Annotated in this window: 26 protein-coding genes; 20 read left to right on the forward strand and 6 right to left on the reverse strand. The window is 35.2% G+C overall.

Going from position 1 to position 26,870, the window contains the following annotated elements:
- Window positions 1-9 precede the first annotated feature (9 nt).
- Together ES724_RS09325 and ES724_RS09330 are read right to left on the reverse strand one after the other, a co-directional pair.
- On the reverse strand, window positions 10-2,079 hold the full coding sequence (locus tag ES724_RS09325) for a M16 family metallopeptidase (protein WP_146932373.1): 2,070 nt from the start codon (window positions 2,077-2,079) through the stop codon (window positions 10-12).
- A gap of 19 nt (window positions 2,080-2,098) precedes the next feature.
- Window positions 2,099-3,424 carry a M16 family metallopeptidase gene (locus ES724_RS09330; protein ID WP_146932375.1) on the reverse strand — a complete coding sequence of 442 codons (1,326 nt, stop codon included), beginning with the start codon at window positions 3,422-3,424 and terminating at the stop codon, window positions 2,099-2,101.
- A gap of 193 nt (window positions 3,425-3,617) precedes the next feature.
- Between ES724_RS09330 and ES724_RS09335 the strand changes: the two genes are divergently transcribed.
- The 7 genes from ES724_RS09335 to ES724_RS09365 all read left to right on the forward strand — a co-directional run bounded on the left by ES724_RS09335 (window position 3,618) and on the right by ES724_RS09365 (window position 9,714).
- Complete coding sequence (locus ES724_RS09335; RefSeq protein ID WP_146932377.1) at window positions 3,618-4,082, forward strand: DUF4199 domain-containing protein; 465 nt, start codon at window positions 3,618-3,620, stop codon at window positions 4,080-4,082.
- A 104-nt stretch (window positions 4,083-4,186) separates the two neighbouring features.
- Window positions 4,187-4,894 (forward strand): 50S ribosomal protein L21, encoded by a 708-nt coding sequence (rplU, locus tag ES724_RS09340; RefSeq protein WP_146932378.1) that lies wholly within the window; start codon window positions 4,187-4,189, stop codon window positions 4,892-4,894.
- Between the two features lie 27 nt (window positions 4,895-4,921).
- Complete coding sequence (rpmA, locus tag ES724_RS09345; protein ID WP_146932380.1) at window positions 4,922-5,182, forward strand: 50S ribosomal protein L27; 261 nt, start codon at window positions 4,922-4,924, stop codon at window positions 5,180-5,182.
- 88 nt (window positions 5,183-5,270) lie between these two features.
- A complete protein-coding gene (locus ES724_RS09350) occupies window positions 5,271-5,615 on the forward strand; it encodes a putative signal transducing protein (protein ID WP_146932382.1) in 345 nt (114 codons plus the stop codon).
- A 430-nt stretch (window positions 5,616-6,045) separates the two neighbouring features.
- The gene (locus ES724_RS09355; RefSeq protein ID WP_146932383.1) at window positions 6,046-6,264 is read left to right on the forward strand and encodes a hypothetical protein; all 219 of its coding nucleotides are present in this window, start codon (window positions 6,046-6,048) and stop codon (window positions 6,262-6,264) included.
- Window positions 6,265-6,954, forward strand: a complete 690-nt coding sequence (locus ES724_RS09360; protein ID WP_146932385.1) for a GLPGLI family protein — start codon at window positions 6,265-6,267, stop codon at window positions 6,952-6,954.
- 87 nt (window positions 6,955-7,041) lie between these two features.
- Window positions 7,042-9,714: an outer membrane beta-barrel protein gene (locus tag ES724_RS09365; RefSeq protein WP_146932387.1), complete on the forward strand. Its 2,673-nt coding sequence runs from the start codon at window positions 7,042-7,044 to the stop codon at window positions 9,712-9,714.
- A gap of 433 nt (window positions 9,715-10,147) precedes the next feature.
- Here ES724_RS09365 and ahcY read toward each other — a convergent pair whose 3' ends face one another.
- Window positions 10,148-11,464: an adenosylhomocysteinase gene (gene ahcY, locus ES724_RS09370; protein ID WP_146932389.1), complete on the reverse strand. Its 1,317-nt coding sequence runs from the start codon at window positions 11,462-11,464 to the stop codon at window positions 10,148-10,150.
- A gap of 64 nt (window positions 11,465-11,528) precedes the next feature.
- Here ahcY and ES724_RS09375 point away from each other — a divergent pair, with 64 nt between their 5' ends.
- From ES724_RS09375 to ES724_RS09415, 9 genes are all read left to right on the forward strand, one after another.
- Window positions 11,529-12,176: a 4'-phosphopantetheinyl transferase family protein gene (locus ES724_RS09375; protein WP_146932391.1), complete on the forward strand. Its 648-nt coding sequence runs from the start codon at window positions 11,529-11,531 to the stop codon at window positions 12,174-12,176.
- 3 nt (window positions 12,177-12,179) lie between these two features.
- Complete coding sequence (locus tag ES724_RS09380) at window positions 12,180-12,890, forward strand: geranylgeranylglyceryl/heptaprenylglyceryl phosphate synthase (RefSeq protein WP_146932393.1); 711 nt, start codon at window positions 12,180-12,182, stop codon at window positions 12,888-12,890.
- 164 nt (window positions 12,891-13,054) lie between these two features.
- Complete coding sequence (locus ES724_RS09385) at window positions 13,055-13,315, forward strand: thiamine-binding protein (protein ID WP_026836635.1); 261 nt, start codon at window positions 13,055-13,057, stop codon at window positions 13,313-13,315.
- A complete protein-coding gene (gene pnuC, locus ES724_RS09390; RefSeq protein WP_146932395.1) occupies window positions 13,299-13,937 on the forward strand; it encodes a nicotinamide riboside transporter PnuC in 639 nt (212 codons plus the stop codon). The genes ES724_RS09385 and pnuC overlap by 17 nt, the downstream gene beginning before the upstream one ends.
- Entirely contained in the window at window positions 13,892-14,461 is a 570-nt protein-coding gene (locus tag ES724_RS09395) for an AAA family ATPase (RefSeq protein ID WP_146932397.1), read from the forward strand. Before pnuC ends, ES724_RS09395 begins: the two co-directional genes overlap by 46 nt.
- Window positions 14,458-16,011, forward strand: coding sequence for a DUF4301 family protein (locus tag ES724_RS09400; RefSeq protein WP_146932399.1), 1,554 nt, complete (start codon window positions 14,458-14,460; stop codon window positions 16,009-16,011). The genes ES724_RS09395 and ES724_RS09400 overlap by 4 nt, the downstream gene beginning before the upstream one ends.
- Before the next feature lie 3 nt (window positions 16,012-16,014).
- The gene (gene arfB, locus ES724_RS09405; protein ID WP_146932401.1) at window positions 16,015-16,422 is read left to right on the forward strand and encodes an alternative ribosome rescue aminoacyl-tRNA hydrolase ArfB; all 408 of its coding nucleotides are present in this window, start codon (window positions 16,015-16,017) and stop codon (window positions 16,420-16,422) included.
- A 191-nt stretch (window positions 16,423-16,613) separates the two neighbouring features.
- Window positions 16,614-16,955 (forward strand): hypothetical protein, encoded by a 342-nt coding sequence (locus tag ES724_RS09410; RefSeq protein WP_146932403.1) that lies wholly within the window; start codon window positions 16,614-16,616, stop codon window positions 16,953-16,955.
- 123 nt (window positions 16,956-17,078) lie between these two features.
- Window positions 17,079-18,440, forward strand: coding sequence for a sigma-54-dependent transcriptional regulator (locus ES724_RS09415; protein ID WP_146932405.1), 1,362 nt, complete (start codon window positions 17,079-17,081; stop codon window positions 18,438-18,440).
- Here ES724_RS09415 and ES724_RS09420 read toward each other — a convergent pair.
- The gene (locus ES724_RS09420; RefSeq protein ID WP_146932407.1) at window positions 18,430-20,850 is read right to left on the reverse strand and encodes a hybrid sensor histidine kinase/response regulator; all 2,421 of its coding nucleotides are present in this window, start codon (window positions 20,848-20,850) and stop codon (window positions 18,430-18,432) included. The genes ES724_RS09415 and ES724_RS09420 overlap by 11 nt on opposite strands.
- Window positions 20,851-21,182: 332 nt before the next feature.
- Between ES724_RS09420 and ES724_RS09425 the strand changes: the two genes are divergently transcribed.
- Window positions 21,183-23,363, forward strand: coding sequence for a TonB-dependent receptor (locus ES724_RS09425; protein WP_146932409.1), 2,181 nt, complete (start codon window positions 21,183-21,185; stop codon window positions 23,361-23,363).
- A 204-nt stretch (window positions 23,364-23,567) separates the two neighbouring features.
- Here the strand turns inward: ES724_RS09425 and ES724_RS09430 are convergent, their stop codons facing one another.
- Window positions 23,568-24,002 (reverse strand): hypothetical protein, encoded by a 435-nt coding sequence (locus ES724_RS09430; protein ID WP_146932411.1) that lies wholly within the window; start codon window positions 24,000-24,002, stop codon window positions 23,568-23,570.
- 264 nt (window positions 24,003-24,266) lie between these two features.
- Here ES724_RS09430 and greA point away from each other — a divergent pair, with 264 nt between their 5' ends.
- From greA to ES724_RS09445, 3 genes are all read left to right on the forward strand, one after another.
- Window positions 24,267-24,743, forward strand: coding sequence for a transcription elongation factor GreA (greA, locus tag ES724_RS09435; RefSeq protein ID WP_146932413.1), 477 nt, complete (start codon window positions 24,267-24,269; stop codon window positions 24,741-24,743).
- Between the two features lie 95 nt (window positions 24,744-24,838).
- The gene (locus ES724_RS09440; protein WP_146932415.1) at window positions 24,839-25,228 is read left to right on the forward strand and encodes an HIT family protein; all 390 of its coding nucleotides are present in this window, start codon (window positions 24,839-24,841) and stop codon (window positions 25,226-25,228) included.
- Entirely contained in the window at window positions 25,228-25,638 is a 411-nt protein-coding gene (locus ES724_RS09445; RefSeq protein ID WP_146932417.1) for an acyl-CoA thioesterase, read from the forward strand. The genes ES724_RS09440 and ES724_RS09445 overlap by 1 nt, the downstream gene beginning before the upstream one ends.
- Here the strand turns inward: ES724_RS09445 and ES724_RS09450 are convergent.
- Complete coding sequence (locus tag ES724_RS09450) at window positions 25,632-26,783, reverse strand: sensor histidine kinase (RefSeq protein WP_146932419.1); 1,152 nt, start codon at window positions 26,781-26,783, stop codon at window positions 25,632-25,634. The two genes, ES724_RS09445 and ES724_RS09450, sit on opposite strands and share 7 nt — an antisense overlap.
- Between the last annotated feature and the right edge of the window lie 87 nt (window positions 26,784-26,870).

The raw sequence follows: 26,870 nt of genomic DNA on the forward strand, positions 1-26,870 counted from the left end.
ATAAAAAGATTATTCCATAAAATCCTCGTCAGATACTCCTTCATTCACTTTAATGGCAGATACCTTAAATTCGAATGTTTGAGGTCCCATTGACTGAGATACGGTAAATGGAAATTTAATTCCGTTCACTTCCTGATAATCACTAAATCCAGTAGGAACACTGATAGTTTGACCTCCTTGAGATACTGTTTTAACAGATTTTACTTTCAATCCAGTCTCTACATCGTAGAAATTTGTTGTGTCTTCAGAAATTGCCACTTTATAAGCATCTTTCCCGTCTACAGCTTCTATTCCCATAATTTTTGCATCTGTTGCAGTAAGTTCTGGAAAAGGGTTTGCATCTGATTTAGCAGCAACTATTTGCTCATCTGTATAGTCGATCTTTTGGCCTTGAGCAACCATAAATCCAGTTTTTCCATTAAAGATTTGCTTGCTAAGAACTTTGCCTCCCATTGCTACAGATGTAGAAGATTTCCCACTTGAAGTTGTTTTCATTTCAAGATCTAATTTTTGACCTTGAATCTCCGCCTGAGCCATCATCATAACACTCTCTGCAGCAGATACTGCTTCTTTTCCGCCAATAGCTTGAATATACTTATCTAAGATGGATTTTGAAGTTACCGAGGCGTCTACTGTTTTATTGAATTCTGGCTTATCTACTTTATTTCCTTCTTTATCAAAATAAACAACTGGGATTTTCTTTCCATTATAATTTATTTTTTCTAAATTTTCTACAACATCACTTCCTTTACCAACAACTACGATTCTAGAATTATCTGCAAGGAAATATTTCTTAGCAACTCGTTGTACATCTTCTGGAGTTACTGCATTAATGTTTTTTAAATAATCTTCATAAAAGTCGTCATCAAGATCTTCAGTTTCTACATCTAAAGCCAATCTTGCAATAGTAGCAGGCTGCTCCAAAGATAATACGAAATCTCCTGTATACTTAGCTTTTGCATTAGCTAGCTCTTTGTCTGAAACCTTTTCGTTTCTGATTTTGTAAATTTCATCTAAAAAAGCAACAACAGAACTATCTGTTACTGCATTCCTAACACTAGCACTTGCAACAAATGTGGCAGCACCATATTTATCGTTACCAGTTCTTGAATATGCTCCGTATGTATAACCTTTGTCTTCTCTCAAATTTAAAAACAAACGAGCCTCTCCACCGCCACCAAGAATTTTATTAGCTACTAAAACAGGAAAATAATCTTTATCTTTTTGTTTTAGATTTATGGTGTTTACTAAAGAGATCTCACTCTGTACAGCGTTAGCCATATCAACGAACTGAATTTCAGTTTGATCTAGATTTGTAACTGCTGGCATTTTATATTCTGGCAATTCGCTTTTCTTCCAGTTAGAAAAATTTTCTTTTACCATTTTTTTTACATTATCATAATCTACATCTCCAACAATAACTAAATATGCATTTTGAGGAACGAAATAAGTTTCGTAAAAAGATTGTGCATCTGCCAAAGTTAATTTCTCTACAGTTGCTTCTGTAGCAAATTCTCCATAAGGATGATTTTTCCCATATGCCAAGGCAGATCTTACTCTACCCGCATTATAAGCTACATTTTTCTCTTGAGATTTTAAACCTTCGATTTCACGATCTTTTACCTTGGTAAATTCCGCTTCAGTAAATTTTGGATTTAGCGCTCCATCTGCCATTAGTTCTAAAACTTCTGGAAAATATTTTGATAGCGTATTGGCACTAGCTCCACTAGAATAAAAATTAAGACGAGCTCCCAAATAATCTACACGTTCGTTAAAATCGTCTTTAGACATATTTTGAGTACCAGTTCCAAGCAGTTGTCCTGTTAAACTAGAAACTCCAGCTTTATCATCTTCAAATATTGGTGGATTGTCTAAACTTAAAGACATAGATACTCTTGGAAGTTTGTGATTTTCAACAACCATTACTTTCAGACCATTGTCTAAAGTAAAGCTATCAGGTTCTTCTATGTTTATTTTTGGGGCAGGCCCTGCTTTTGGTTGCTTACTTCTATCTATCTGTGCAGTCACACTAAAAGAAAGAAACAATAAGGCTGCAAAAGCTATTATATTATTTTTCATATTAATCGTTTTATTAATTTTATTGTTTTGCTTCTTCGGCTTTAGGTAAATATTCTAAAACCACTCTTTGGTTAGGATTTAAATATTCGTTGGCAACTCTTTTAATATCCTCTCTAGTAATAGATCTGTAAATATTAATTTCTTCGTTTATTAAATCCGTGTTACCATATAATAAATAACTAGAAGCTAAAGAGTTTGCTATTCCAGCTACACTAGAATTAGAGTTCACATAATTGTTTTCAGCTTTATTCTGAAGTTTTTGAAAATTTTTTTCTGAAATTAAATCAGTTCTAATTTTCGCAATTTCTTCTTCCATTTCAGTGTTTAAGGTCTCAAGAGTAGTTTCTCCTTGTGGAATTGCAAATACTAAATACATTCCATAGTCTTCTTGTTCTAAATTGAAAGCTTGAACTGCAAGTGCTTGTTTCTGCTCATCAACTAATTTTTTGTAAAGTTTAGAACTATTACCATCACTTAAATAATTAGAAATCATATTTAAAACATACGAATCTTTTTGAGTAAAGGCAGGTGTTCTATAACCTAGCACTGTTGCCGGTAACTGAATGTTGGCATCATAAGCTGTAGCATTAATTTGCTGGGTAATAGGATCTTCTTTTGGAAAATCTCTAGTCACAGCTTCTCCTTTAGGAATTGGCCCAAAATAATCTTCGATCATTTTTTTTGTTTTGGAAATATCTATATCTCCAGCAACTACTAAAACAGCATTGTTTGGAACATAATACTTATCAAAATATTGCTTAAACTCTTCCAAAGTAGAAGCATCTAGGTCTTCCATATAGCCAATATTTGGATCTTTATAAGGGTGGTTCACAAATAAATTTGACGAAACTGCCTGTAATAAGTTTCCATAAGGTGAATTATCTACACGTAATCTTCTTTCTTCTTTTACAACTTCATTTTGCGTATCAACTCCTTTTTGTTTGATAATAGGGTGCATCATTCTTTCAGATTCCATCCAAAGTCCTAACTCCAGGTTGTTTGATGGAAAAATTTCGTAATAATAAGTTCTATCATTAGAGGTGTTTGCATTGTTGCTTCCTCCATTACTACTTACAATTTCAAACCATTTTCCATTTGGAATATTTTCGGTTCCTTCAAATAATAGGTGTTCAAAGAAATGGGCAAATCCTGTTTTGCCATTTTGTTGGTCTTTTCCACCCACATGGTACATTACTGAAGTTGTAACCACAGGTGCGGTCTTATCTTGATGCAGGACAACGTGTAGGCCGTTATCTAGATCGTATTCTGTAAACTCAACTTCTTGTGCAAATCCGGTTGCTCCCAGAAGCAGCGCACAGGCTGATAATTTAATTTTGTTGATCATTTTTTTAATGGTTTTTATTAATGTGCAATATAAGTAGTGCAAATTGCAAAATTGTTACATTAATACCTATAAAATATCGCGGGTTATATTATGTTTAATAGAAAAATCTCACTAATTGTTAAAATTAACAGCTTTTTAGGGAGAATACTGCCTGTTTTTTTGGAACTTTACTCCTATCATAAAAGAATTGAATATGAAAAAATATAAAATCCCTATTAAATACGGGATTGCAATTTCGGCAGGATTAATTGCCTACTTTTTAGTGCTATCTCTATTTGATGCACATAAAAATCCATTTTTTAGCTTATTTAATGGTGTAATTATGGCTTTCGGAATGTATGAGGCCATTAAAAATTATAGGCTAGAGAAAGGGTCTAAATTTAAATATCAAAAAGGATTTATGACCGGACTGCTTACCGGTTTTAACGCAACCATAATTTTCACTCTTTTCTTCGGAATTTATTCTACTGAATTGAATCCTGGTTTCCTTAACGAGCTACTTAATATGTGGCGTACCGATTACGATACAGGTGTGGGAATCATCTTATTTGTTGTTGCAATAATGGGTATTGCCACAAGTTTTGTACTTACTTTGGCGTTTATGCAGCTCTTTAAAGACTCTTGGAACACTAAAGAGGCAAAAAAGCACACTTATTGAAATTAACCAAAGACTTTGTGAATTAATTATTTAGAAGTATATTTGCACCCGCTTGTGAAATTTCACAGGTGGTTTATTTAAAATAATTAATTAATAAATACGCTATGTACGCAATTGTAGAGATAGCAGGGCAGCAATTTAAAGTTGCAAAAGACCAAAAAGTATTTGTAAACCGTTTAGCGGGAGAAGAAGGAGACAAAGTTTCTTTTGACAAAGTTCTTCTTTCAGGCGATGGTGACAATATTACTTTAGGCGCCCCAGCTATAGACGGAGCTTTGGTAGATGCTAAAATCACCAGACACGTTAAAGGAGACAAAGTTATTGTCTTTAAAAAGAAAAGAAGAAAAGGATACCGTGTGAAGAATGGTCACCGTCAATCCTTGACTGAAATTTCTATTGTTGGAATAACACTTTCAGGCGGAAAGAAATCTTCTTCTGCTAAAGCCGAACCAAAGAAGGAAGCTTCAAAAGCTGATACTAAGGCAAAAGCAAAAAAGGAAGTTGAAGTAAGTGAAAATTTAGTAACTCGTGCTGAGCACAGAACTGAAGGAATGGAAATCAATATTGATAAAATTCTTCACAGTATAGGGACTGCTACTAAATCTGATGCTGATGACTTGAAAGAGATCAACGGAATTGGACCTGCTTACGAAACTAAATTAAACGAAATAGGTATTTATACTTATGAGCAAATTAGCAAGTTAAAAGCTGCCGATAGAGAAGAACTTTCTGCTATCGATGGTATTACTCGTGAGAAGATAGAATCTGAAGAATGGGTAAAACAAGCTAAAGAATTGCTTAAGAATAAATAAGAATACTAATTAGAAAAACTTTAAGCCATGGCTCACAAAAAAGGTGTTGGTAGTTCCAAGAACGGTAGAGAATCCGAATCAAAACGTTTAGGCGTTAAGATTTTTGGAGGTCAAGCCGCAACAGCAGGAAATATCATCGTTAGACAAAGAGGCTATACACACAATCCAGGTGAAAATGTGTATGGAGGAAAAGATCATACTTTACACGCTAAAGTAGATGGTCTTGTAAAATTCACAAAAAAGAGAGACAACAAATCATACATTTCTATTGAACCGTTTGAAGTGTAGTTTTCTTTCTTTTAATATCTTATCAAACCCTTCAGAAGTTCTTTTGAAGGGTTTTTTACGTAGATTGATATTCTAAATATTCCGGAAGATGCAATATATTACCGTTTACAGAACCTTTGACAGTGGCGAATTATCTATTATCAGGCACCGTTTTGAAGATGAAGATTTAGATGTAAAGGTTCTTGATGAGACCACAAATTCTGCAGCCGGAATCGCCGGGATGGGTGCTAACGGGGTAAGGATTCAGGTAATTGAACCTCAGGTGCCTACGGCAAGGAAATTATTGAAAGAATTGGGTTTCACCGGGCTAACTATTAGTGACAGAAGTAAAGAACCTAAAAATCCTGCCAGAAAATGGATCGTTGTCCTTTTGGCTATCCTGATCTTAATTCTGGTTTCATTCCTGATTATGTGGTTCATGAATCCTAATTGATTTAAAGCAAAAAAGATTCCTTCGATGAAAATCAATAACAAATTGTCGATAAACAGGGAGGTTGTGGGCTTGCGGGTTAAATTCACTTATGTGATTTAAGGTATGAAAATGAAACTAAACCTAACATTCAAGTTGAAATTTTGAGAAGGGTCATTGAAATGATCATAATCCATTATAGGCACTCGAAATCATTGGGTCATATGAATGAAAACTATAAATCCTATTTTGCCATATATCGAAAAGTATAAAGGTTTTTAAGAAAGCTTTTTTGCTAAAAATAACACAAATAGTGACAGATAAGGAAGTGGATCGCAAATGTGATAATTCGTGGAAATGTAAACTATTTCTGTTAATCACGGCTTCAATATTTGCATCTTTAGTTTCTTTTAGTTTCTTTTGTGTTCATATTAACTTTTAATTCTTATTTATTATGGCCAGCACATTTGTATTTGCGCTTTCTTCATTTACTTATGAGGATCCAGAGACCTACGACAATTGTGGCGCTTATTCTGTAGCAATGGCAAATAATGAGGATTCTAGCGATTCTCAGACTTATTTTGAAGACATTGATTATTGGAATACTGCTTGCGAAGATGCCGGAGGTTGTCCGTGTACGATCTTAGATCCTGTTTATTTGTCTCCTAACTAGATGAGGTTTACAGTAGCTTTCATTATATTCCTCTCATTCCAAGTTGGCTACGGGCAAGATTACATCATTGAATATCAAAAATCGAAGGATTTAGGTAGCGCTAAAGAAATAGTGCTGCCTTTTAACTATGAACTGCGCGTCTCAGGGAACAAATCCTCATTTAAGGCCACTGGAGAATTGCCTGTAAACGAGAAGTTTGGTAGAGGAAAAGTGCTTGGTCGTCTTGTATTTAGCGATAGCGGCCAGGAAGTAGTTGTATATGATGCGAATAGCAAAAATCACATGTCTTATTCTTCCTTTTTGGGAAATCCAGCTGTGATTGAAAATAATCCGTTAGTGGAATGGGAAATTACTAATGAAAGGCAAATGATTGGTGAATATCTTTGTTATAAAGCGGTTGGTAATCTAAAGGACGTAGTAGGTCTAAAAGGCGATAATGGCAAAGGTAGATCCTATGAGGCTTGGTTCACTCCCTCGATACCTAGTAAGGTAGGGCCACCTTTTTATTACAATCTTCCAGGGTTAGTATTGTTTGGCACGGATCAAAATGGTGTGAGTTATTTGGTTCAAAAAATAAAACAAGAAAAACCAGGAAGTGTAGTTCTTGAAAAGATGCCTGACATTCGCCATGTGAGCCACACTGATTATGTCGAACAAATGGTGCTTTTTATAAAAGAGCATAGCCGCTAACCTACTTGAAATAGCGTTTAATTAAAAGCAACCGTGGCTGTTGAACCACGGTTTTTTTATTTTCAGTTTTAGAATTTCCATTATTTAATGAAGTATTTTTCTTCTCTTTTTATGTTTTTCTTCTTATTAAATGTTAATCCCACTCATGCCCAAGACGCAAGCCTAAGCGTTAAAGTGTTGGATTCTCTTGTGCAGCAACCTATTGAGTTGGTTAGCGTGGTGCTGGAAACATTAGGCAAGTCCCCTAGCTTTAAATCTACTGCGTTGAATGGATCAGTGAGTTTTATTAATCTCTCTTCCGGTCAGGCCGTAAAAGTCCGCTTTCTAAGAATGGGATATTTGGACAAAGTTATCGATCTGACTTTAAAATCAGGCGAGAACTTGATAGTAGTGAACTTGACACAAAACCTTGAACAACTGGATAATGTGGTACTGGATTTCAAACAACCCATCATCGTGAAACGTGATACTGTGATTTTTCAGGCAGATGCATTTACTCAGGGCAATGAGAATAAATTGCGGGATCTGCTCAAACGCATGCCTGGACTGGAAGTAGATAAATCTGGTAATGTCACCTTAAATGGAAAATCAGTCGAACGCTTATTCGTGGAGGGAAAGCTTTTCTTTACGGGTAACGAGAGACTGGGCGTGAACAACATCCCGGCTGATGCTGTTGAAGAAGTCCAGCTGCTGGATAATTTTACGGATGTAGCCATGTTAAAGAAATTTGAAGACACAGACGAGCTCATCATGAACCTGATATTGAAGGAAGATAAGAAGCAGCTGCTATTTGGCGATGTGGCAGCTGGTGTAGGTTATAAAGATCGGTACAAGGTTAATCCTGCGCTGTTTTACTTCAGTCCAGAATACAGCCTTAATTTCATAGGAGATTTCAATAATGCAGGACAGAAATCCTTTACCCGCAAGGATTATCTGGATCTCAATGGTGGGATACGCAGCATGTCACCTACATCTTATTTTGAACTGAGTGCAGATGAATTTTCCAGGTTTTTGTCAGAAAATGACAATACCCAAGCCGTTCATAGGTTGGGCGCTGGAAGCTACCGCCGCAGTTGGAAAAAAACAGACCTGAACAGTTATGTGATTTTTGATGATTCAGATCTGGAACAAGAAAGTACATCCGTAAGAAGGTATCTGGGCACAGAGCCCTTTAATGAAAACCGGGACCAACAACAGGAAAAGGATTTTTCCTTTCTCATTACAAAAACAGCATTGGAATATAAGCCAAATACCAAAACAGATGTGAGAAGCGTTTTATTTTTCAAAACAAATTCTTCCGATGAATCTGGAAACATCCAGTCTACCTCGCCATTTCAAAACACATTGCTCCAAACCAATTCCTCTAACGATGGCTTTGAGCTCAATCTGGACACCCAAATCACAAGGGAAATCGATGCTAAAAACACCATCATTTCAGAACTTAAATTAAAGGCAAACCAGACACAACCAGAATATCTGTGGACCACAAACCGGCCGCTGGTGGATCAGGTTATTCCCTACGAACCGGACGATCCATACCGACTTATCCAGCAGGTGCAATCAGAAAATTACCAGATGAATTTTTACGCAAAACATTATTACAGTATCAATAAAAAGGAGCAGCTTCATGCCACGCTGGTGTTCAATCAATATGCGACGCGCTATGAAAACAACGCCTTTCAGCAATTAACAGATGGTTCCATAAATAGCTTTGCAGATGCGGGATTTAATGTAAACACAACCCGTAATATCACGCTGGCAAATGGCTCACTGGAATACCGGTACAAAGACAATGATTGGACGATCAAACCTACCTTAGTTGTGGATTACATTTATCAAAATATTAATCAGCGCGATGGAGATCGGGACATTAACAACATATTGCTTTTACCCAAAGCCTTTGCAAAGTATAGGATTACAAACACCAGCAGCTTTGTTCTAAATTATGATCGCAATGTGGATCTACCCAGCACCAGCCAGTTGGTCAACCGCAATTTTGTAAGCGGTTTGACCAGTGTTTCTTCTGGCAATCCAGACCTTGGACTGCTGACAAGGGATAATATTTCTCTTAGCTATAATTATGCAAACCTCTGGAAAGGCACAAATTTTAAGATTGATCTGGATTACAATATCAAGAACGGTTCCTTCAAACCAGTAACCAACTTCAACGGCGTGGATCAGATCAGAAATTTCATAAGACTGGAGCGATCTGAAGATCAATTTTCCTACGGTGGTTCCTATAAAAAGCGGTTGGGCCTGATAAGTTCACAAGTTAAAGTCAACAATTCCATCGGCAACGGTTTCCAGATTATCAACAATCAAGTACTGGAAACCAAAAATCGCAGCACGCTACTGGGAGCAAATGTGTTCACATTGTATGATAAATTCCCTAATCTGTTCACAAGTTTTTTCCGCACCTATTCATCCTATGAGAATTCCATAGGGCAGAGCGATTTTATTCAGGATCAAATGGCTTTGACTTTGGACACGGATTTCTTGCAACATTGGAATTTAGAATTCAATTACACCTACAACTATTTCAAGGGCATCCAAACTGGAACCAGATCCAACTATGATGACGCCAACTTTAAACTGAGTTACCTCAATGAGGATTCCAGGTGGAGTTATGATTTGCGGGCCACAAATTTGTTTGACAACGAGTTCAAACAGAACAATTCGGTAAGCGACTATGTGATTACAGATACCCGTACATTCATCTTGCCTAGAATCTTCATGATCACGGTTTCCTATAAGTTGTAGCGTGTAACTTAACGCTACATTATCTAGCCCATTAACTGCTTTTCAAAACTTTCCAAAACCGAAGGTAAAAAAGCTTATTATTTGGGAATAGGATAGAATATCAAAGACGCAATGGATTGAGGCCCTATTAAAAGCCGGACCGGAATACGATTTTCTAGTAGATGGTGTGGTAAGGTATGGCGACTATCCCTTCGTTTCTACAATAACTGTAGAAGGGAAAGCTGTAAGTTCAAGAAAAGTGATAGCCGTTTTGGGTGAAGAAGGTTTTCAAGAATAGCTAAAAGGTGAGACAGTCCTGGCTCAAGAAAATGCAGTAATTGTTGAAGAATAAAAACTTATTCATTTAAATAATCAAGAAAGCCCTGAAATTTCGGGGCTTTCTAAATTCTAATATCTAGCATCTAGTTTCTCAAAACTAAATTCTAACATCTACTTAATACCTGTAATACTCAGGCTTAAATGGCCCTTTCACAGTTACCCCAATATATTCTGCTTGGTCTTTAGAAAGTTCTGTAAGTTCAACTCCAATTTTTTCCAAATGCAGTTTAGCTACCTTTTCATCTAAGTGCTTAGGGAGCATATAAACTTCATTTTCGTAGTTGTCAGCATTTTTCCAAAGCTCTATTTGTGCTAAAGTCTGGTTGGTAAATGAATTACTCATTACAAAACTTGGGTGTCCAGTTGCACAACCAAGATTTACCAATCTACCTTCAGCTAGTAAAATTATATCTTTTCCGTTAATCGTATATTTATCTACCTGCGGCTTAATAGTATCTTTAGTGTCCCCAAAGTTGTCGTTCAACCAGGAAACAGCGATTTCATTATCAAAGTGACCAATATTACAAACGATAGTTTTGTCTTTCATCATTTTAAAATGCTCACCCCTAACGATATCTTTATTTCCTGTAGTGGTAATAACGATATCTGCTGTTGGAAGTATGGTTTCCAGTTTTTTAACTTCAAAACCGTCCATAGCAGCTTGTAAAGCACAAATAGGATCGATCTCTGTAACAGTTACAATAGAACCAGCTCCTTTAAAGGAAGCTGCTGTCCCTTTACCAACATCACCATATCCACAAACTACTACTCTTTTTCCAGCTAGCATAATATCTGTAGCACGACGAACAGCATCTACTGCGCTTTCTCTACATCCGTATTTATTATCGAATTTAGATTTTGTAACAGAATCGTTAATGTTTATAGCAGGCATTGGAAGTGTTCCGTTCTTTACTCGCTCATACAATCTGTGCACACCGGTCGTGGTTTCTTCAGAAAGACCTCTAACTCCTTCAGCTAATTCAGGATATTTATCTAAAACCATATTGGTAAGATCTCCCCCATCATCTAAGATCATGTTAAGTGGTTTACGATCTTCTCCAAAGAATAAAGTTTGCTCTATACACCAGTTAAATTCTTCTTCATTCATCCCTTTCCAAGCATATACAGGAACTCCTGTAGCTGCAATAGCTGCTGCGGCCTGATCTTGAGTAGAAAATATATTACAAGAACTCCAAGTAACTTCAGCTCCTAAAGCCTTAAGCGTTTCTATTAAAACTGCCGTTTGGATAGTCATGTGTAAACATCCGGCGATGCGTGCCCCTTTTAAGGGTTGCTCTGTTCCAAATTCTTCGCGAAGAGACATTAAACCGGGCATTTCTGCTTCAGCTAATTCTATTTCTTTTCTTCCCCAATCTGCAAGGGAAATATCTTTAACTTTATAGGCCGTATAAGGCACTGTTTTAGTAGACATATTATTATATTTGATTTTTAGCAATTTTTCAGTCGCAAAAGTACGTAATATCTAACAAAATTTCATGCCACTTTACAAAACAATAACAGTTGATGAACGCACTAAAGTGCTCATTTGGAAGATCGAAGAAACGCTGGATTGGCTTGTTGATGATATTCAATTAACCAATCATTGCCAAGAACGGGTGGACGGAATGAAATCTGAAATCCATAAACGTGGGTTCATGAGTATTAGGCATTTATTTGCCGAAATGGGTTATACAGATCATGATCTTTTTTATGACGAAAAGGGAAAACCTCATCTTAAAGATGGTAAATGTATCTCCATTACACATTCCTTCAACTTCACAGCGATCATTATTTCTGAAGATGAGGTGGGAATAGATATAGAAAAGCAAAGGGATAAGATCTTAAAGATTGCAGAAAAGTTTACTCCCCTAAAAGAATATCATACTTTGGCTAATGAAGAAGCGATTATAAGAAAATTGACGATAGTTTGGGGCGCTAAAGAATCTATCTACAAATTGTATTCACAATCTGGTCTTGGGTTTTTACAACACATCAATGTTGCTGATTTTGATTTCGACGATAAAAGAACTACCGGTAAGGTTTATTTTAAAGGAAAGAATTCCGATTATAACTTGGAGTTTTTGGAATTCGAAGGCTTCACCTGTGTCTATGCAAAGCTTTCTAAAGTTGAAGTTAAAAAATAGGCTATGCTCACAGCAACCATTTATGAAAATCTATCTCTATTAAAGGATCTCGATCAAAAGCAACTTATAGTTCTTATAGATCCCGACAAATTTGACGAATTTAAAGCAGAAGAATTTTTTAATAATCTTCCCGAAGATATCACATATATATTTGTTGGAGGAAGTACTGTTGAAGCTTATAAAACAGACAGAACAGTCTCTGCTATAAAACTTTTCTCAGAGTTGCCAGTCATTATTTTCCCGGGTGATCATACTCAAATTACAGAAAAAGCCGATGGAATTCTTTTTTTAAGCTTGTTATCTGGTAGGAATCCGGAGTATTTAATAGAACAACAAGTTAAATCTATATACAAACTAAAGAAATCTAATCTAGAGATTATTCCAACAGGCTATATTTTAATAGATGGGGGAAAAGAGTGTGCAGTGCAAAGGATAAGTAAGACTAAGCCGATGCCACAAAATAATATAGAAGCTATTGTAAATACAGCTTTGGCAGGACAATTCTCGGGCAAGCAATTAATTTATTTGGAAGCAGGAAGTGGAGCAATCAATCATGTTTCTCTGGAAATTATCAATGAAGTTAAAAAGGCGCTTTCCATTCCATTAATTGTTGGCGGTGGTATTAAAAACAGTCGTCAATTAGAAAACATTTATAAAGCAGGAGCAGATATAGTGGTGATAGGAACTGCTTTTGAAAAAGGTAATTTTCATTAATATATAATTTTTGGGCTTTAAATGGGATTGTAGAAATCCCGTTCACTTCACTCCTCACTCTCCACTCCTCACACTTCACTTTTCCACCTAAAATTATAAGCTCCAAATTTCACCCGATGATCCTTAAAATATATTTAAATTTGATAATCGTAAAAAAATAATACATGAAAATTTCCGTAGAACTTACTCTTACTCCTTTACAGGACGAATACGAGCCTGCCATTATCAATTTCATTAAGAAATTAAGAGCTTCCGGATTAACTGTTTTAGAAAATCCATTGAGTACTCAGGTGTATGGGGAGTATGATAAAGTGATGGAAGTTTTGAATAAAGAAATGAAGACCGCATTAGAATCTGTAGAACGAGGACTGCTTTATATTAAAATTGTAAAATCTGACAGAAGCGAGTATGCAGCCGATTTTTGATTTCTTTTTTGGGCAATACTATGAGTACCCTACATTATTTATATATCTAGAGGTTATAGCTGTAATTTTTGGTTTTCTATCTGTTTGGTATTCCAAGCAAGAGAACATTTTGGTATATCCAACAGGGATTATAAGTACCCTTATTTTTGTATATCTCTTATGGCAATGGGAGTTGTTGGGAGATATGATGATAAATGCTTACTATTTTGCTATGAGTATATACGGTTGGTATATTTGGACGAGAAAAGTGGATGCTACCCATTTTACTCCAGTAACAAAAATGACTAAGAGGGAACATGTTTGGTCCATTTTAATATTTGTTGCCACCTTATTGTTTGTGTTTGGAGTCTATGAATATTTTGAAAAATGGAATAATTGGACTGCATATGTAGATACTATTACAACAGCAATCTTTTTTGTTGGAATGTGGCTAATGGCAAGAAAGAAGATTGAGAACTGGATCTTTTGGATCGTTGGTGATATCATTTCAGTACCACTATATTTTTATAAAGGCTTAACCTTAACTAGCTTTCAATATTTATTATTTACAATTATAGCCGTTTTTGGTTATTTCGCATGGAAGAAAAGCTTAAACAAAAACCTTCAGCCTGTTTTAAAGTAGTATTGTTCGGGCCGGAGTCTACCGGTAAAACTACTATGGCAAAAAAACTTGCGGCTCATTTCAAAACTGAATGGGTTGCAGAATATATGAGAGAGTATCTTCAAAAAAAATGGGATTCTAAAAAAGAAGTCTGCGTACCAGAAGATCTTATAACTATTGCTGAAGGCCAAATGGAAAGAGAAAACAAAAAAGCTAAAACAGCTAATGAAGTATTGTTTTGTGATACAGATCTATTGGAGTTAAGCGTCTATTCCAAAGCTTATTATAATGGGTTTTGTGAACCTTCTATTCTTAAACATGCGTTAAACAATTGGTATGACCTTTACTTTTTAACTAATATTGATGTTCCTTGGGTTCCAGATGATCTGCGGGACAAACCCCATGATAGGGAAGGAATGTTTAATAAATTTAAAAGCTCCCTACGCTTTCATAACAAGCCTTTTGTTGAATTAAAAGGGAATGAGAACGAACGGTTTGAAACTGCGGTTTCAGCAATTAATGAATTATTAAAGTCAAAAAATTGAAGTTTAGCCAGAAAGATATCGCCCAGATTCAAGAAAAGGGACTTAGTTTAAAAGAAATAGAAGACCAAATAGCTATTTTTAAGCGGGGTAATAAAGCTGTTAAGATATTGGCTGCTGCTACCTTGGGAAATGGAATTAGTCAGGTAGATAACAAACAAGCTGATAAGTTCATTTGTATATTTGAAGATCTAAAAAATAATCTTAAGCTCCTTAATTTTATTCCAGCATCTGGTGCAGCTACAAGAATGTTTAAAGAATTATATGTCTTTGTTGAAAATTTTGATCCTGATAAAGATTCATTGCAGGAATATTTCAGAAGAAATGAAACTAAGAAACTAGAGCATTTTTTAAGCGAGCTCCATAAGTTGCCTTTCTATGAAGAAACGCTTTCTTCAGCAATTAAAAATTTTCCAGAATTTAAGAATAGCTCTGCAGATATTCAAAAATACTATTTAGTAAGATCTATGTTGTTTAAGCCCGGGTTGGAGCTTGGGAATTTTCCTAAAGGCTTAGTACCTTTCCATAGATATAAAGATTTTACAGCTACAGCTTTCGAAGAGCATCTTTATGAAACTGGCACTTATGCTGAAAAAAACAATAAAGCCAATCTTCATTTTACCGTTTCCAAAGAACATTTAGATAAATTTAAAAGGGAATACGATGAGATAAGATCTCGGGTTGAGGAACAAACAGGTACTACTTTTCAAATTGGTTTTTCTTTTCAAGATTCAAAGACAGATACTATTGCTGTAGATCCTTCTAATGAAATTTTCAGGTCTTCCACCGGAGAAATATTTTTTAGACCAGGAGGTCATGGAGCACTTATAGAAAATCTCAATAATCTCGATGCCGATCTTGTTTTTATTAAGAATATAGATAATCTGGTAACCGCATCTAATAGAAAAGAAGTGGCATTTTATAAAAAAATGCTCGCCGGATATTTATTGAAGGTTCAGCAAGAATGTTTTTACTACATAGAAATTTTAGACGCTCAGGATTTCTCTGAGACCAGCCTTCAGCAAATTATCCAATTTTCAAAAGATCAATTATCACTAAGTTTTTCAAACGATGTTGATTCACTTTCAGAAGTAGAACAGATACATAAATTAAAGCAACTACTAAATAGGCCATTACGTGTATGTGGAATGGTTAAAAATGAAGGAGAGCCGGGTGGAGGACCGTTTTTAGTGGAATTTGAAAATGGAGATTCTTCCCTTCAAATAATAGAAGGAGCACAAATAGATTCTAAGAATCCACAACAAAAAGAAATAGCACAAAATTCCACTCATTTTAATCCTGTAGATCTGGTATGCGGATTAAAAGATTATAAAGGAGAGAAATTCGATCTTAACAAATTTGTAGACCCAGATATGAGTTTTATTACCTCTAAAACAAAGGATGGGAAAGCTTTAAAAGCTCTGGAACTTCCGGGTTTATGGAATGGAGCTATGGCAAAGTGGAATACTGTTTTTGTAGAGGTTCCTGTTTCTACATTTAATCCGGTGAAAACTATTGGAGATCTTTTAAAATCGAGTCATCAGCCTAAATAGATCATGCCTAATCTAGCTACACTTTTTAATGAGGTTTCGTTTAAAGCTGTTCGCAGTTCTGGTGCTGGGGGACAACATGTAAATAAAACATCTTCTAAAGTGATCCTCACTTTTAATGTTGAACAATCTTCTGGTCTTTCAGAAGAAGAAAAGCAATTATTAAGTAAAAAATTGCAAAGCAGATTAACTCTCAACAACGAATTAATTCTGGAATGTAGTGAAACCAGAAGTCAGCATAAAAATAAAGAGCTGGTTCTTGACAGGTTTAAAGAAATTGTTTTGGCGGGACTTACTAAACCCAAAAAGAGAAAAAAGACGAAGCCTAGCAGGGCTTCAAAATTTAAACGACTACGCAAAAAGAAAATGCATTCAGAGAAAAAAACTAATAGGCGCAAGCCAGGTCATTCATAAACTTACTTAAAACTGGGTAAAATATCCCCGTTTTAAAAACTGTAATCTACACTTTTCACATATTTCCACTACCAAAAAATTAACTTAAAGTCATCATTTAAAGCCTATTGCGTTAATATTTGCTTAAATGGTACAATTATTCGTTAAGGTTAGACACTAAAACTTAGTATTAACTTTATATACTGGCTATTATGAAAAAGTTAGGTTTAATACTGTTAGTAATTGGCTTGTTTTTTACTGCTGCAAATGCTCAAGTAGAAGAATTGCAGACTGAGGTAGAAGTAGAAAAAGAATTAGTAGTTGCAGGAGATGAATTTGAGAAAATAGAGGTTTCGGCATTACCAGAAGCAGTTACTGCAGCAATTTTAACTCAATTTCCAGAGGCTATTACCACAGAAGCTTTTGTAAAGCAAGATGAGGAAGAGGTGATATATAAAGTTAAATTGGATCTTAAAGGACAAATGAAAAAAGTCTATTTGGATTCAGCAGGAAACTGGATTAAAAAAGAAGATAAGAAAGAGGAGTCTAACTAACCAACCAATCTTTCTGAATAAAAAGAGCTGACATTGCGGTCAGCTCTTTTTTTGTTTTAATATGTACGTCTTTAAAAGAACCATAATTCGTAAATTTGCGAGATAATAAACCAAAGACCAATTATGGTATCCATTCTTATAGTAGAAGACGATGTGGCATTTGCAACAATGTTAAAAACCTTTTTTGAAAAAAAGGGTTATAAGGTGGACACTTCTTTTTCTGCCGCAGAAGCCTTTAAAAAAATCAAGGCAAACCCATATGAAGTGATACTTACCGATGTGAGATTGCCCGATAGTGATGGTTTGGAAGTGCTATTTGAAGTTAAATCTAATTACCCCACAGCACAGGTTATTGTAATGACCAATTATGCTGAAATAAATATGGCTGTAACAGCTATGAAAAATGGAGCTTTTGATTATGTTTCAAAACCATTTAGGCCAGAAGCCATTCTTCAGACCATTGAAAATGCTTTAGACCAGAAGAATTTAAATGGAAATATGATCTCTCAGGAAGAAGTTCTTCCGAAGAAAAAACAAAAAATAAAAGCAGCTGAGTCTTCTTCAGAATTTGTGAAAGGAGTAAGTGATGCAGCTATAAAACTAAATGATTATATAGAACTCGTAGCACCAACCAATATGTCAGTCTTAATCATTGGGGAAAGTGGCACAGGAAAAGAACAAGTTGCCAAAAGCATACATAATAAAAGCAAGAGAAAAGCCGCGCCTTTTATTGCAGTAGATTGTGGGGCAATTCCAAAAGAGATCGCCTCCAGTGAATTCTTTGGACATGTGAAAGGATCTTTTACGGGAGCCATTCAAGATAAAACTGGACACTTTGAAGCAGCCAATGGTGGTACTTTATTTTTGGATGAAATTGGTAATTTAAGTTATGGATTGCAAGTACAATTGTTACGTGCTTTGCAGGAACGTAAAATTAAGCCTGTAGGGAGCAGCCACGAAATAAAAGTTGATATTAGAGTAGTAACGGCTACGAACGAAGATTTAACCAAAGCCGTAAAAGAAGGGAATTTTAGAGAAGACCTTTATCATAGGTTAAATGAATTTTCTATTAAAGTTCCAGCATTGCGCGAGAGACGTGAAGATTTAATGCTTTTTGCAGATAATTTTCTTGACCAAGCAAATGAAGATCTTGAAAAAGAGGTAGTTGGGTTTAGTGATGAAGCAACCGAAGCTTTTAAAAATTACAGTTGGCCGGGAAATTTACGGGAACTTAAGAATATGGTGAAAAGATCCGTGTTACTTGCTCAGGCTGATATAATCCCACTTAAAGTATTGCCCCATGAGATTTCATTGGCTAAAAGCAGCGATGAATCATACAGTTTATTTAAGAATAAAAACGAAGAATCTTTAATCCTAGATGCTCTGGAAAAGGCACAGGGAAATAAGAGTAAGGCTGCAAGACTTTTAGATATAGATAGGAAAACACTTTATAACAAACTGAAGCAGTACGATATTAAACTATAATTTCTCTCTCTAACTTCTCTAAAAGCGCTTCTATTTCGGTTATCAATCCTTTGATTTTTTGATCTTCAAAATATTCTGGCACTTCTTTTTCCAACTGCTGTAATTGGAAAACGATATTTCGAGTATTTAGCTGCTTATACATTGGCAGCATTTTGTGTGCGATAGCAGTGATTTTGGTTTTGTTTTTATTTATAATTGCTTTGTTTATTTCTACCAGGTTTTTTCTACTAGCATCTACAAAGACTTTTAAAATAGTATTCAAAGCATCTTTATCGTCCCCTGCGAATAATAAGATCTCCTTTAAGGAAAATTCTTCCGAGCTTTCCCCTGTTTGAATTTTAATTTCCGAGTTTGTTTCTAGTTCTAAATTTAAAACATCTCCAATTTTTTGCAATAGCTCTTGTGGCTTATATGGTTTTAATAAATTCCCGGAGAAACCCGCATCTAAATAATCGTTGCTAGTAAGGGTAGTTCTACCCGAGGCCGCAATCACAGGAATGTGTTTTAACTTCTTTTTAGATTGAATTGCATTTAGTAATTCAAATCCATCCATGCTTGGCATTTGAATATCTGTAAGGACTAGATCGTATTTTTTTCTTCCTAATTTTTCCAGAGCCTCTTTCCCATCTTGTGCTATATCACAATGCATCCCAATAGATTTTATGAGTTCTCGGGAAAGTGCCAGTTGAGAGGATTCGTCATCTACCGCGAGAATATTTTTCCCGTATAAGTGGGTATTGCTAATTGGTGACTCAGCAATAATTTCTAAACTGTCTTTTAGTTTTATAACCGGAATTCTTACTGTAAATTCACTTCCTATTCCAGGGTTGCTTTCTAAGGAAAGTTTCCCTTTTAATAATTTAGTTATTCGTTTAGAAATAGCGAGACCAAGCCCGGTTCCTCCATATTTTTTTTCAATTTGACGATGTTCCTGAGAAAATTCTTCGAATATTTCTTTCTGTTTGTCTTTAGAAATCCCAAGACCTGTATCTTTTATTTTATAGGTTAAGATATAGCTGTCTTCTATTTGTTTTTCTAGGCTAACAGATACCGTTAAGCTTCCTTCTTCAGTAAATTTATAGGAGTTATTAATAAGGTTAGAGAGTATTTGTTTGATCCTAAAGGGATCACTTAACACATTTACATCTGCATTTTCTTCAGCTTCAACGATCAATTCTAGATTTTTAGGGTCGTCTTCAGGAATAATATTATAGAAAGTTTCTTCCAGTAATTTTTTGGCATTAAAAGGCAATTTTTCAATCTGCATTTTACCAGCCTCCAGTTTAGAGAGGTCCAAAAGATCATTAACTAAATGGAGAATGAATTCTGAACTTTTCCTAAGGTGTCCTAGATAATGTTCTTGCTTGTTGTTAAGAGGTGTTTTGCCAATTAATTCTGTATAGCCAAGCACCGTATTAAGAGGAGATCTTAGGTCGTGTGTTATAGTTGCCATGAATTGCTCCCGGCGGATCATTAAAGAATCTGTAAAGGCTTTAGCTTCCTCCAGTTGAATTCTATATCGCTGACTTCTGGAAACATCGCTAATTATTAGAAATAGAAAAAACAACACAATTAGCACACTTGTAACGCCTACAAAAAGGAGTATTCGGGAAATTTCGTTCAGCATTTCTTGAGACCTCTTAGCTCTATTAAATGTCGTAGCTCTTTCCTCTTGCTCTACAGATGCTAATAAATTTCTTAATTGGTCATTTAGGATGATATCATTGTCGAGTAATTCGTTTTCTTTCTTGTTGATTATAGCTCTGAATTTTTGATTTTCACGCTCTAATTCATTTAATACTTTTTTAACTGAGGTCACTAAAGAATCTGCACTAATACTGGAAAGTTGTTCTTGATTTTCTTCTTTGGAGAATTCTAACAATCTAATTAGAACCCTACGTTGGTGAGGTTCTAAATTTGAGAAGCGCTTATCGTAATTGTTATCTTTGAAGGATTCATCTACTTTTCCTAATTCCTGAATCACTTCAGTATAAAAACTTGTATTTCTATCTCTGGATCGCAGTTTCAATAATTCCTCCAAGTTTTGGCTCTTTCGGGATAATAAGTTGGAAATACTATCCAATTCAATTTTCATAATCGAATCTGCATAGGTTGTCTTAAGAACATTGATACTTTCTTGAATGCCATCTATTTGCCCGCTATATCTATTAAGATCTGTAGTGTCACCTGTTTGAATAAATTGGCGACCTGTACTTTCTGTTTCGTAAAGAGCGGTAGCAATTTCGCTTACCAGTATTAATTGCTGATTGTTTAGATCGTTGGACTGATTTATAGAAGAAAATTTAACCACCTGTTCATAGGTGAACCATACAGCCATAGCAGCAACGGCAGCTACCATTAGATACCCAATAATTACCTTAAAAGTTATGGAGCGCTTTGTGTTTTTCATTGGTGAATTATAGCTAAAATTACGCCAATTCTTTTATATTTTGGGATTGATGTAGGAATTCAAAAAAACCTTATTACATTTGCCGGACATCTCAAAGGGGTGCTATTATAAGATTTATTTCTGAAGAATAGCTGAGATTATACCCAACGAACCTGGGCAGGTAATGCTGCCAAGGGATACGGATACTCGAAAGAGTGTCAAGTTTGTATAGACACCCCCTTTATAGATCTTCAGGATAGATTTATTAAGGGTTTTTTTATACGCGAATTTTCGCACTAAATTTAAATCAAGAATAATCGCCCCTTTTATTCGTAACAACATTAATGTAACGAATGAAGCATTTATTTCTATTACCTACAGCTCTTTTAATAACCGTATTAGGTTATTCTCAACAAGAAAACGACACGCTAAGAAAACCCGTGGAAACACTGGATGAAGTCTTAGTACAAGCCATCAGGGTAGATGCAGATTCTCCTGTAACCCACTCAGATATTTCTAAAAAGGAACTTGAAAAGCGCAATTTAGGGCAGGATATTCCTTACCTGTTAAATTATTTACCTTCTGTGGTAACCACTTCAGATGCAGGTGCTGGAGTAGGATATACCTATATTAGAGTTAGGGGAAGCGATGCTTCTCGAGTAAATGTGACCCTCAACGGAATTCCATTTAACGATTCTGAAAGTCAGGGATCTTTTTGGGTTAATTTGCCAGATTTTGCATCTTCAGTCCAAAGCCTTCAATTGCAAAGAGGAGTAGGTACTTCTACCAATGGATCTGGAGCTTTTGGAGCGAGTTTAAATTTGCTTTCAGATGCTGTTTCTGAAGAAGCTTATGGAGAGATTTCTAATTCTGTTGGTTCTTTTGGGACCAGAAAACATAATGTAAAATTAAGCACAGGTTTGTTACAGGATCATGTAGAGATCTCCGGGAGATTATCTACAATAGTTTCAGATGGGTATGTAGATCGAGCTTCTTCAGATCTTAAATCTTACTTTTTACAAGCTGCTTATGTAGATGATAATACTTTAATAAAAGCCATCGCTTTTGGTGGGCATGAGGTGACATATCAATCTTGGTTTGGGATAAATAAAGATACTTTGAAGAGTAACCGAACTTTCAATCCTGCGGGCATGTATACAGATACCGAGGGAAATACTCAATTTTATGATAATGAAGTAGATAATTACAAGCAGGATCATTATCAGTTGCACTGGAATGAGCGGTTTAACAATTACTGGTCTACGAATCTTGGCTTAAATTATACCTACGGAAGAGGGTATTTCGAACAATATAAGGAAGATGAAGATTTTGAAGATTATAATTTTACACCCATAGAAATTGGTGGGGAAACCATTAATTCTACAAATCTTATAAGACGCAGATGGCTGGATAATGATTATTATGTGGTGAATGCAAATGCAACTTATAAGAACTCTAAATTGGAAGTAACTTCTGGAGCATTTTATAGTTTGTATGAAGGCGATCATTTTGGAGAGGTTATCTGGGCTAGATTTGCCAGTGATTCTGAAATAAGGGACAAGTATTATTTTAGTGATGCGACTAAAACTGAATTTACTGTATTCTCTAAAGCTACTTTTAAGCTAGATAATAGATGGCAACTTTTTATAGATCTTCAGGGGAGGTTTATAGATTACTCCACAGGTGGGATCACCTCAGACCTTGTAGGTATAGATGTTGATAAAAGCTTTGAATTTTTCAATCCAAAAGCGGGGATCACATATCAGTTAAATCCAAGCAATCAGTTTTATGCTTACTACGGAAGAGCAAACAGGGAACCTACCAGAAACGATTTTGAAGAAGGAATTAGTACCGCTGAAAAATTGAACGATTTTGAATTAGGCTGGAGATATGATAAACCTAATTTTAAGGTGAACTCGAATCTTTACTTGATGGATTATAAAGATCAGTTAGTGCTTTCAGGAGCCTTAAACGATGTGGGAGCTCCATTAAGAACTACCAGTGGGAACAGTTATAGATTAGGTTTAGAAATAGATGCCGACTGGCAAATATCTAGTAAATGGAGCTTGATGCCTAATATTGCTTTAAGCACAAATAAAAATCAAGATTTTGTCGCTTCTATAGATGGGGCTTTGGTAGATCTTGGAAATACCAATATTTCTTATTCCCCAGAAATTGTTGCCTCTAATATGTTCGTTTATTCACCTAAAGAGAATTTACAAATAGGCTTGCTATCTAAATTTGTAGGTGAGCAGTATTTAGGGAACATAGATAGCGAAGCTTCTAAGTTGGATAGTTTCTTTGTAAATGACCTAAATGTGGTGTATGAATTAAGAGACATTCCGGTTTTTAAATCCATCGTTTTTAATGCTTTGATAAATAATATTTTTGATGTTAAATATGTGTCTAATGGATATTTCTTTACCTATGATGACGATTTTTCTATTCCCGGAGAAATAACCACAATAGAGGGAGCAGGTTATTATCCGCAGGCTGGAATTAATTTCTTGGCTGGAGCCACCTTAAAATTTTAATCTCTCATTGAGAGATCAATTAGGTGAAACTTAACTCAAAAATTTTAAAAGTATTTTCATTCCGAAATATCGGGGCAAACCTAGAAGATTCTCATATAATAAAAAGAATTTTGTGCGGTAGGGATCAATTTTCAAGATTGATGCACAAAAAAAGTCGTCATTCTTAATTTAGAATGGCGACTTATATTTTTTATAAAAAATGCTTTAGTTAAATACCTCTAAAGTATTTCCATTTTTACTTATCCTATAGGGTTTCATGGTGTATTGGCCACTCCCGTTAGTAAGCTCCCCCGTTAGAATGTTATAACTGTTGCCATCATCACAATCACAATTAGCAATAACTCCCTCTACTCGCAAAGTTGAACATTCACTTAAAGGGTGGTTGGGATCGCTTAATTCAAAAGCAGTGAACTGAGAGTTATTAATGTTATAAACAACTACACCATTAATCCCGGTATTATAAGTAGAATAACTATTTCCGGGAAAATTTAAAGCGTTATATTCTGGTAAGTTTAAATCAAGATTCAATCTAAAACTCACATTTATTAAATTGGGATTATCTATTCTATCGTCAGCATTGGTACTGCAAGAGTTAAAGACGAATAGTAGCATTAATAAACTACAAATTTTTTGGATCATTTTAATTGGATTTTGGGCTTAAGAAATATATTGCTTTCAAAATTTAAATTTATTATATTTGTGTATATAAATCCCGTCTTATGTGGGATTTTTTGTATTTATTAGCAAGATTTTGAAATTTAAACGCATATAAAACAGGCCTAAATTAGGTTCTCCAAACCCTATTACTTTTGGAGTTTGGAATATATAAAATCACGATACAGTTATAGGTAATGAGGAGTGTGAGGTGAATTCCTGTAACTGCTATTGATAAACGAGAAAATTATGAGTAAAGTATCTTATTATACACTTGAAGGTTTAAAAAAGCTGAAAGATGAACTTAATCAATTAAGGGATGTCGAGCGTCCTAAAGCATCTGAAGCAATTGCTGAAGCTCGCGATAAGGGAGATTTGAGTGAGAATGCAGAATATGATGCAGCAAAAGAAGCACAGGGATTATTAGAAATGAGAATTGCTAAAATGGAAGAAGTGGCCTCTAATGCACGAGTTATAGATGAATCTCAGTTGGACATTTCAAAAGCTTTAGTTCACTCCTTGGTTAAAATTAAAAATAAAACCAACGGATCAGAAATGACCTATAAGTTGGTGGCTCAAAGTGAAGCCGATATTAAAACCGGTAAGATTTCTGTTGAATCACCAATTGGAAAAGGATTACTGGGAAAACAGGTGGGAGATACTGCAGAAATTAGTGTTCCTAATGGTACCATGGAATTTGAAGTACTTGAGATCTGGAGAGAATGATTTTAATTTTAAATAAAAAAACATATAACCTTTTCTGTGTCTTTTAAGAGATACCATGAAAAGGTTTTTCAATTTTAATATATACAACAATAGTTATGTCTACAATTTTTTCTAAAATCATCAGCGGGGAACTTCCCTCTTATAAGATTGCCGAAACCGATAAATTTCTTGCTTTCTTAGACATTAATCCTAATGCAAAAGGACACACTTTATGTATTCCAAAAGAGGAAGTTGATAAATTGTTTGAATTAGATGACGAAACCTATATGGAATTAATGAGTTTTTCCAAAAAGGTAGCAATGGCTCTAGAAGAAGCGGTTCCTTGTAAACGAGTGGGAATGGCAGTGATTGGGCTGGAAGTACCACATGTACATGTTCATTTAATTCCACTAAATAAAATGAAGGATATGGACTTCGGTAAAAAGTTGAATTTTTCACATGATCAATTATCGAGATTAGCAGAAGAGATCAAGGAGAATTTATAATGGATCATTCAGATTATAAACTTAGTATAGACTTAAGGATAGACTGGAGTGATCTGGACATGTATAAACATGTAAATAATCTGACATTTATCAGATTCATGCAAACAGGAAGAGCGCTTTTTTGGGAAGCAACTGGACTAACTGAAATTTATGAAGCTACGCATAGAGGGCCAATGGTGGTATCTACACATTGCGATTTTAAAAAATCTTTATATTATCCTGGAACTGCCATTGTAAAAACAAAACTGGCATTTATTAAGAATAGCAGTTTTGGTCTAGATCATATTATTTTGAATGAAGACATGGAAGTTTGTGCCGAGGGTCGTGATATTGCTGTTTGCTTCGATTTTAATTTGAATAAAACTTACACCATCCCGGATAATCTTAGGGCAATCATGAAGAATTATTGAATCTTTCTCAGGGCTATTTGGAAAGTTGATCCCTTATTAAGTTCACTTTCATAAACCTTGATCTTTCCATTATGATATTCTTCCACAATTCGTTTGGAAAGTGAAAGCCCAAGCCCCCAACCTCTCTTTTTTGTGGTAAATCCCGGATTAAAAATAGTATAGTACTTACTTTTTGGGATCCCCTTTCCGCTATCTTTTATGTAAATATAAACCCAATGTGGATCCTGCTTTATTTGTATATCAAGATTTCCTTTTCCTTTCATAGCATCAATAGCATTCCTTACCAGGTTCTCTATGGTCCAACTAAATAGAGATTCATTTAAATTTACATAAATAGGGCTGTGCGGTGTAGAAAGTTTAAAGTTGATGAGTCGGGAACTTCGGGTAAAAAGATAATTATAACTCTCCTTAATCGCAATAACAATATCGGTTTCAGAGAGTATAGGAGTAGAACCAATTTTAGAGAACCTATCGGTAATGGTTCGTAATCTTTCTATATCCTTTTCAATTTCAGAAATATAGGACTTGTTAACATTTTCTTCTTTCAGAATTTCTGTCCATCCAATTAAAGATGATAATGGTGTACCTATTTGGTGCGCGGTTTCTTTTGCCATTCCCGCCCATAATTTATTTTGCTCGCTAGATTTTGTGGTGGTGTAAAAGAAATAGACAACCCCTATAAACAGAAATATAATAAGTAATAATCCAATAGGATAATATTTGATCTTTGTGAGCAGCGGCGAATCTCCATAGTAGATCTTATGAACTTGATTTTTCCCCAAAACCATTTCTATAGGCTCATTTTCCGACTTTAATTCGCTGAAATATTCATCCAGTTTCTTTTGATTTCCCCTTGTTTCTATAGGAATATTTAATCCGTCTACAATTTCCCCCTTTTCATTTATCCAAATGGTAGGGATAGTAGTGTTGGTATTAAGAATTCTCAAAGTGAGATCGATATCAGTGTCCCCGGTGGCTTTATCTAGAAATGCCTGTGCTGCAGTCCATAATTCCATTTTATCTCGCTCATCCTGTTTTAAGCGTTCAAAAAAAATGGAGGTGTTCCATAAAATAAGCGCTACAATGAGTAGGGAGGAGATAATAATGAACCAACGTGCAAAGTTTCGTTCGTTTGTAAAATTCATGAAGCCTTATTTAGAAGGATTTAAATATAACCGTTTTCTGTTGATATTATTGTTGAAATACGGTTTTTCATTCCTAAGGCTATTCGT

It is taken from the genome of Gillisia hiemivivida (assembly GCF_007997295.1).
In the GTDB taxonomy this organism is placed as follows: domain Bacteria; phylum Bacteroidota; class Bacteroidia; order Flavobacteriales; family Flavobacteriaceae; genus Gillisia; species Gillisia hiemivivida.

What these genes read in the sequence shown, in the direction of transcription:
- ES724_RS09415 (WP_146932405.1), top strand. Translation starts at nt 17,079, where the DNA reads ATGGTATCCATTCTTATAGTAGAAGACGATGTGGCATTTGCAACAATG.
- ES724_RS09335 (WP_146932377.1), top strand. Translation starts at nt 3,618, where the DNA reads ATGAAAAAATATAAAATCCCTATTAAATACGGGATTGCAATTTCGGCA.
- greA (WP_146932413.1), top strand. Translation starts at nt 24,267, where the DNA reads ATGAGTAAAGTATCTTATTATACACTTGAAGGTTTAAAAAAGCTGAAA.
- ES724_RS09420 (WP_146932407.1), bottom strand. Translation starts at nt 20,850, where the DNA reads ATGAAAAACACAAAGCGCTCCATAACTTTTAAGGTAATTATTGGGTAT.
- ES724_RS09325 (WP_146932373.1), bottom strand. Translation starts at nt 2,079, where the DNA reads ATGAAAAATAATATAATAGCTTTTGCAGCCTTATTGTTTCTTTCTTTT.
- rplU (WP_146932378.1), top strand. Translation starts at nt 4,187, where the DNA reads ATGTACGCAATTGTAGAGATAGCAGGGCAGCAATTTAAAGTTGCAAAA.
- ES724_RS09380 (WP_146932393.1), top strand. Translation starts at nt 12,180, where the DNA reads ATGCTCACAGCAACCATTTATGAAAATCTATCTCTATTAAAGGATCTC.
- ES724_RS09330 (WP_146932375.1), bottom strand. Translation starts at nt 3,424, where the DNA reads ATGATCAACAAAATTAAATTATCAGCCTGTGCGCTGCTTCTGGGAGCA.
- pnuC (WP_146932395.1), top strand. Translation starts at nt 13,299, where the DNA reads ATGCAGCCGATTTTTGATTTCTTTTTTGGGCAATACTATGAGTACCCT.
- ES724_RS09445 (WP_146932417.1), top strand. Translation starts at nt 25,228, where the DNA reads ATGGATCATTCAGATTATAAACTTAGTATAGACTTAAGGATAGACTGG.
- arfB (WP_146932401.1), top strand. Translation starts at nt 16,015, where the DNA reads ATGCCTAATCTAGCTACACTTTTTAATGAGGTTTCGTTTAAAGCTGTT.
- ES724_RS09440 (WP_146932415.1), top strand. Translation starts at nt 24,839, where the DNA reads ATGTCTACAATTTTTTCTAAAATCATCAGCGGGGAACTTCCCTCTTAT.
- ES724_RS09360 (WP_146932385.1), top strand. Translation starts at nt 6,265, where the DNA reads ATGAGGTTTACAGTAGCTTTCATTATATTCCTCTCATTCCAAGTTGGC.
- ES724_RS09395 (WP_146932397.1), top strand. Translation starts at nt 13,892, where the DNA reads ATGGAAGAAAAGCTTAAACAAAAACCTTCAGCCTGTTTTAAAGTAGTA.
- ES724_RS09425 (WP_146932409.1), top strand. Translation starts at nt 21,183, where the DNA reads ATGAAGCATTTATTTCTATTACCTACAGCTCTTTTAATAACCGTATTA.
- ES724_RS09385 (WP_026836635.1), top strand. Translation starts at nt 13,055, where the DNA reads ATGAAAATTTCCGTAGAACTTACTCTTACTCCTTTACAGGACGAATAC.
- ES724_RS09430 (WP_146932411.1), bottom strand. Translation starts at nt 24,002, where the DNA reads ATGATCCAAAAAATTTGTAGTTTATTAATGCTACTATTCGTCTTTAAC.
- ES724_RS09365 (WP_146932387.1), top strand. Translation starts at nt 7,042, where the DNA reads ATGAAGTATTTTTCTTCTCTTTTTATGTTTTTCTTCTTATTAAATGTT.
- rpmA (WP_146932380.1), top strand. Translation starts at nt 4,922, where the DNA reads ATGGCTCACAAAAAAGGTGTTGGTAGTTCCAAGAACGGTAGAGAATCC.
- ES724_RS09450 (WP_146932419.1), bottom strand. Translation starts at nt 26,783, where the DNA reads ATGAATTTTACAAACGAACGAAACTTTGCACGTTGGTTCATTATTATC.
- ES724_RS09350 (WP_146932382.1), top strand. Translation starts at nt 5,271, where the DNA reads ATGCAATATATTACCGTTTACAGAACCTTTGACAGTGGCGAATTATCT.
- ES724_RS09375 (WP_146932391.1), top strand. Translation starts at nt 11,529, where the DNA reads ATGCCACTTTACAAAACAATAACAGTTGATGAACGCACTAAAGTGCTC.
- ES724_RS09410 (WP_146932403.1), top strand. Translation starts at nt 16,614, where the DNA reads ATGAAAAAGTTAGGTTTAATACTGTTAGTAATTGGCTTGTTTTTTACT.
- ahcY (WP_146932389.1), bottom strand. Translation starts at nt 11,464, where the DNA reads ATGTCTACTAAAACAGTGCCTTATACGGCCTATAAAGTTAAAGATATT.
- ES724_RS09355 (WP_146932383.1), top strand. Translation starts at nt 6,046, where the DNA reads ATGGCCAGCACATTTGTATTTGCGCTTTCTTCATTTACTTATGAGGAT.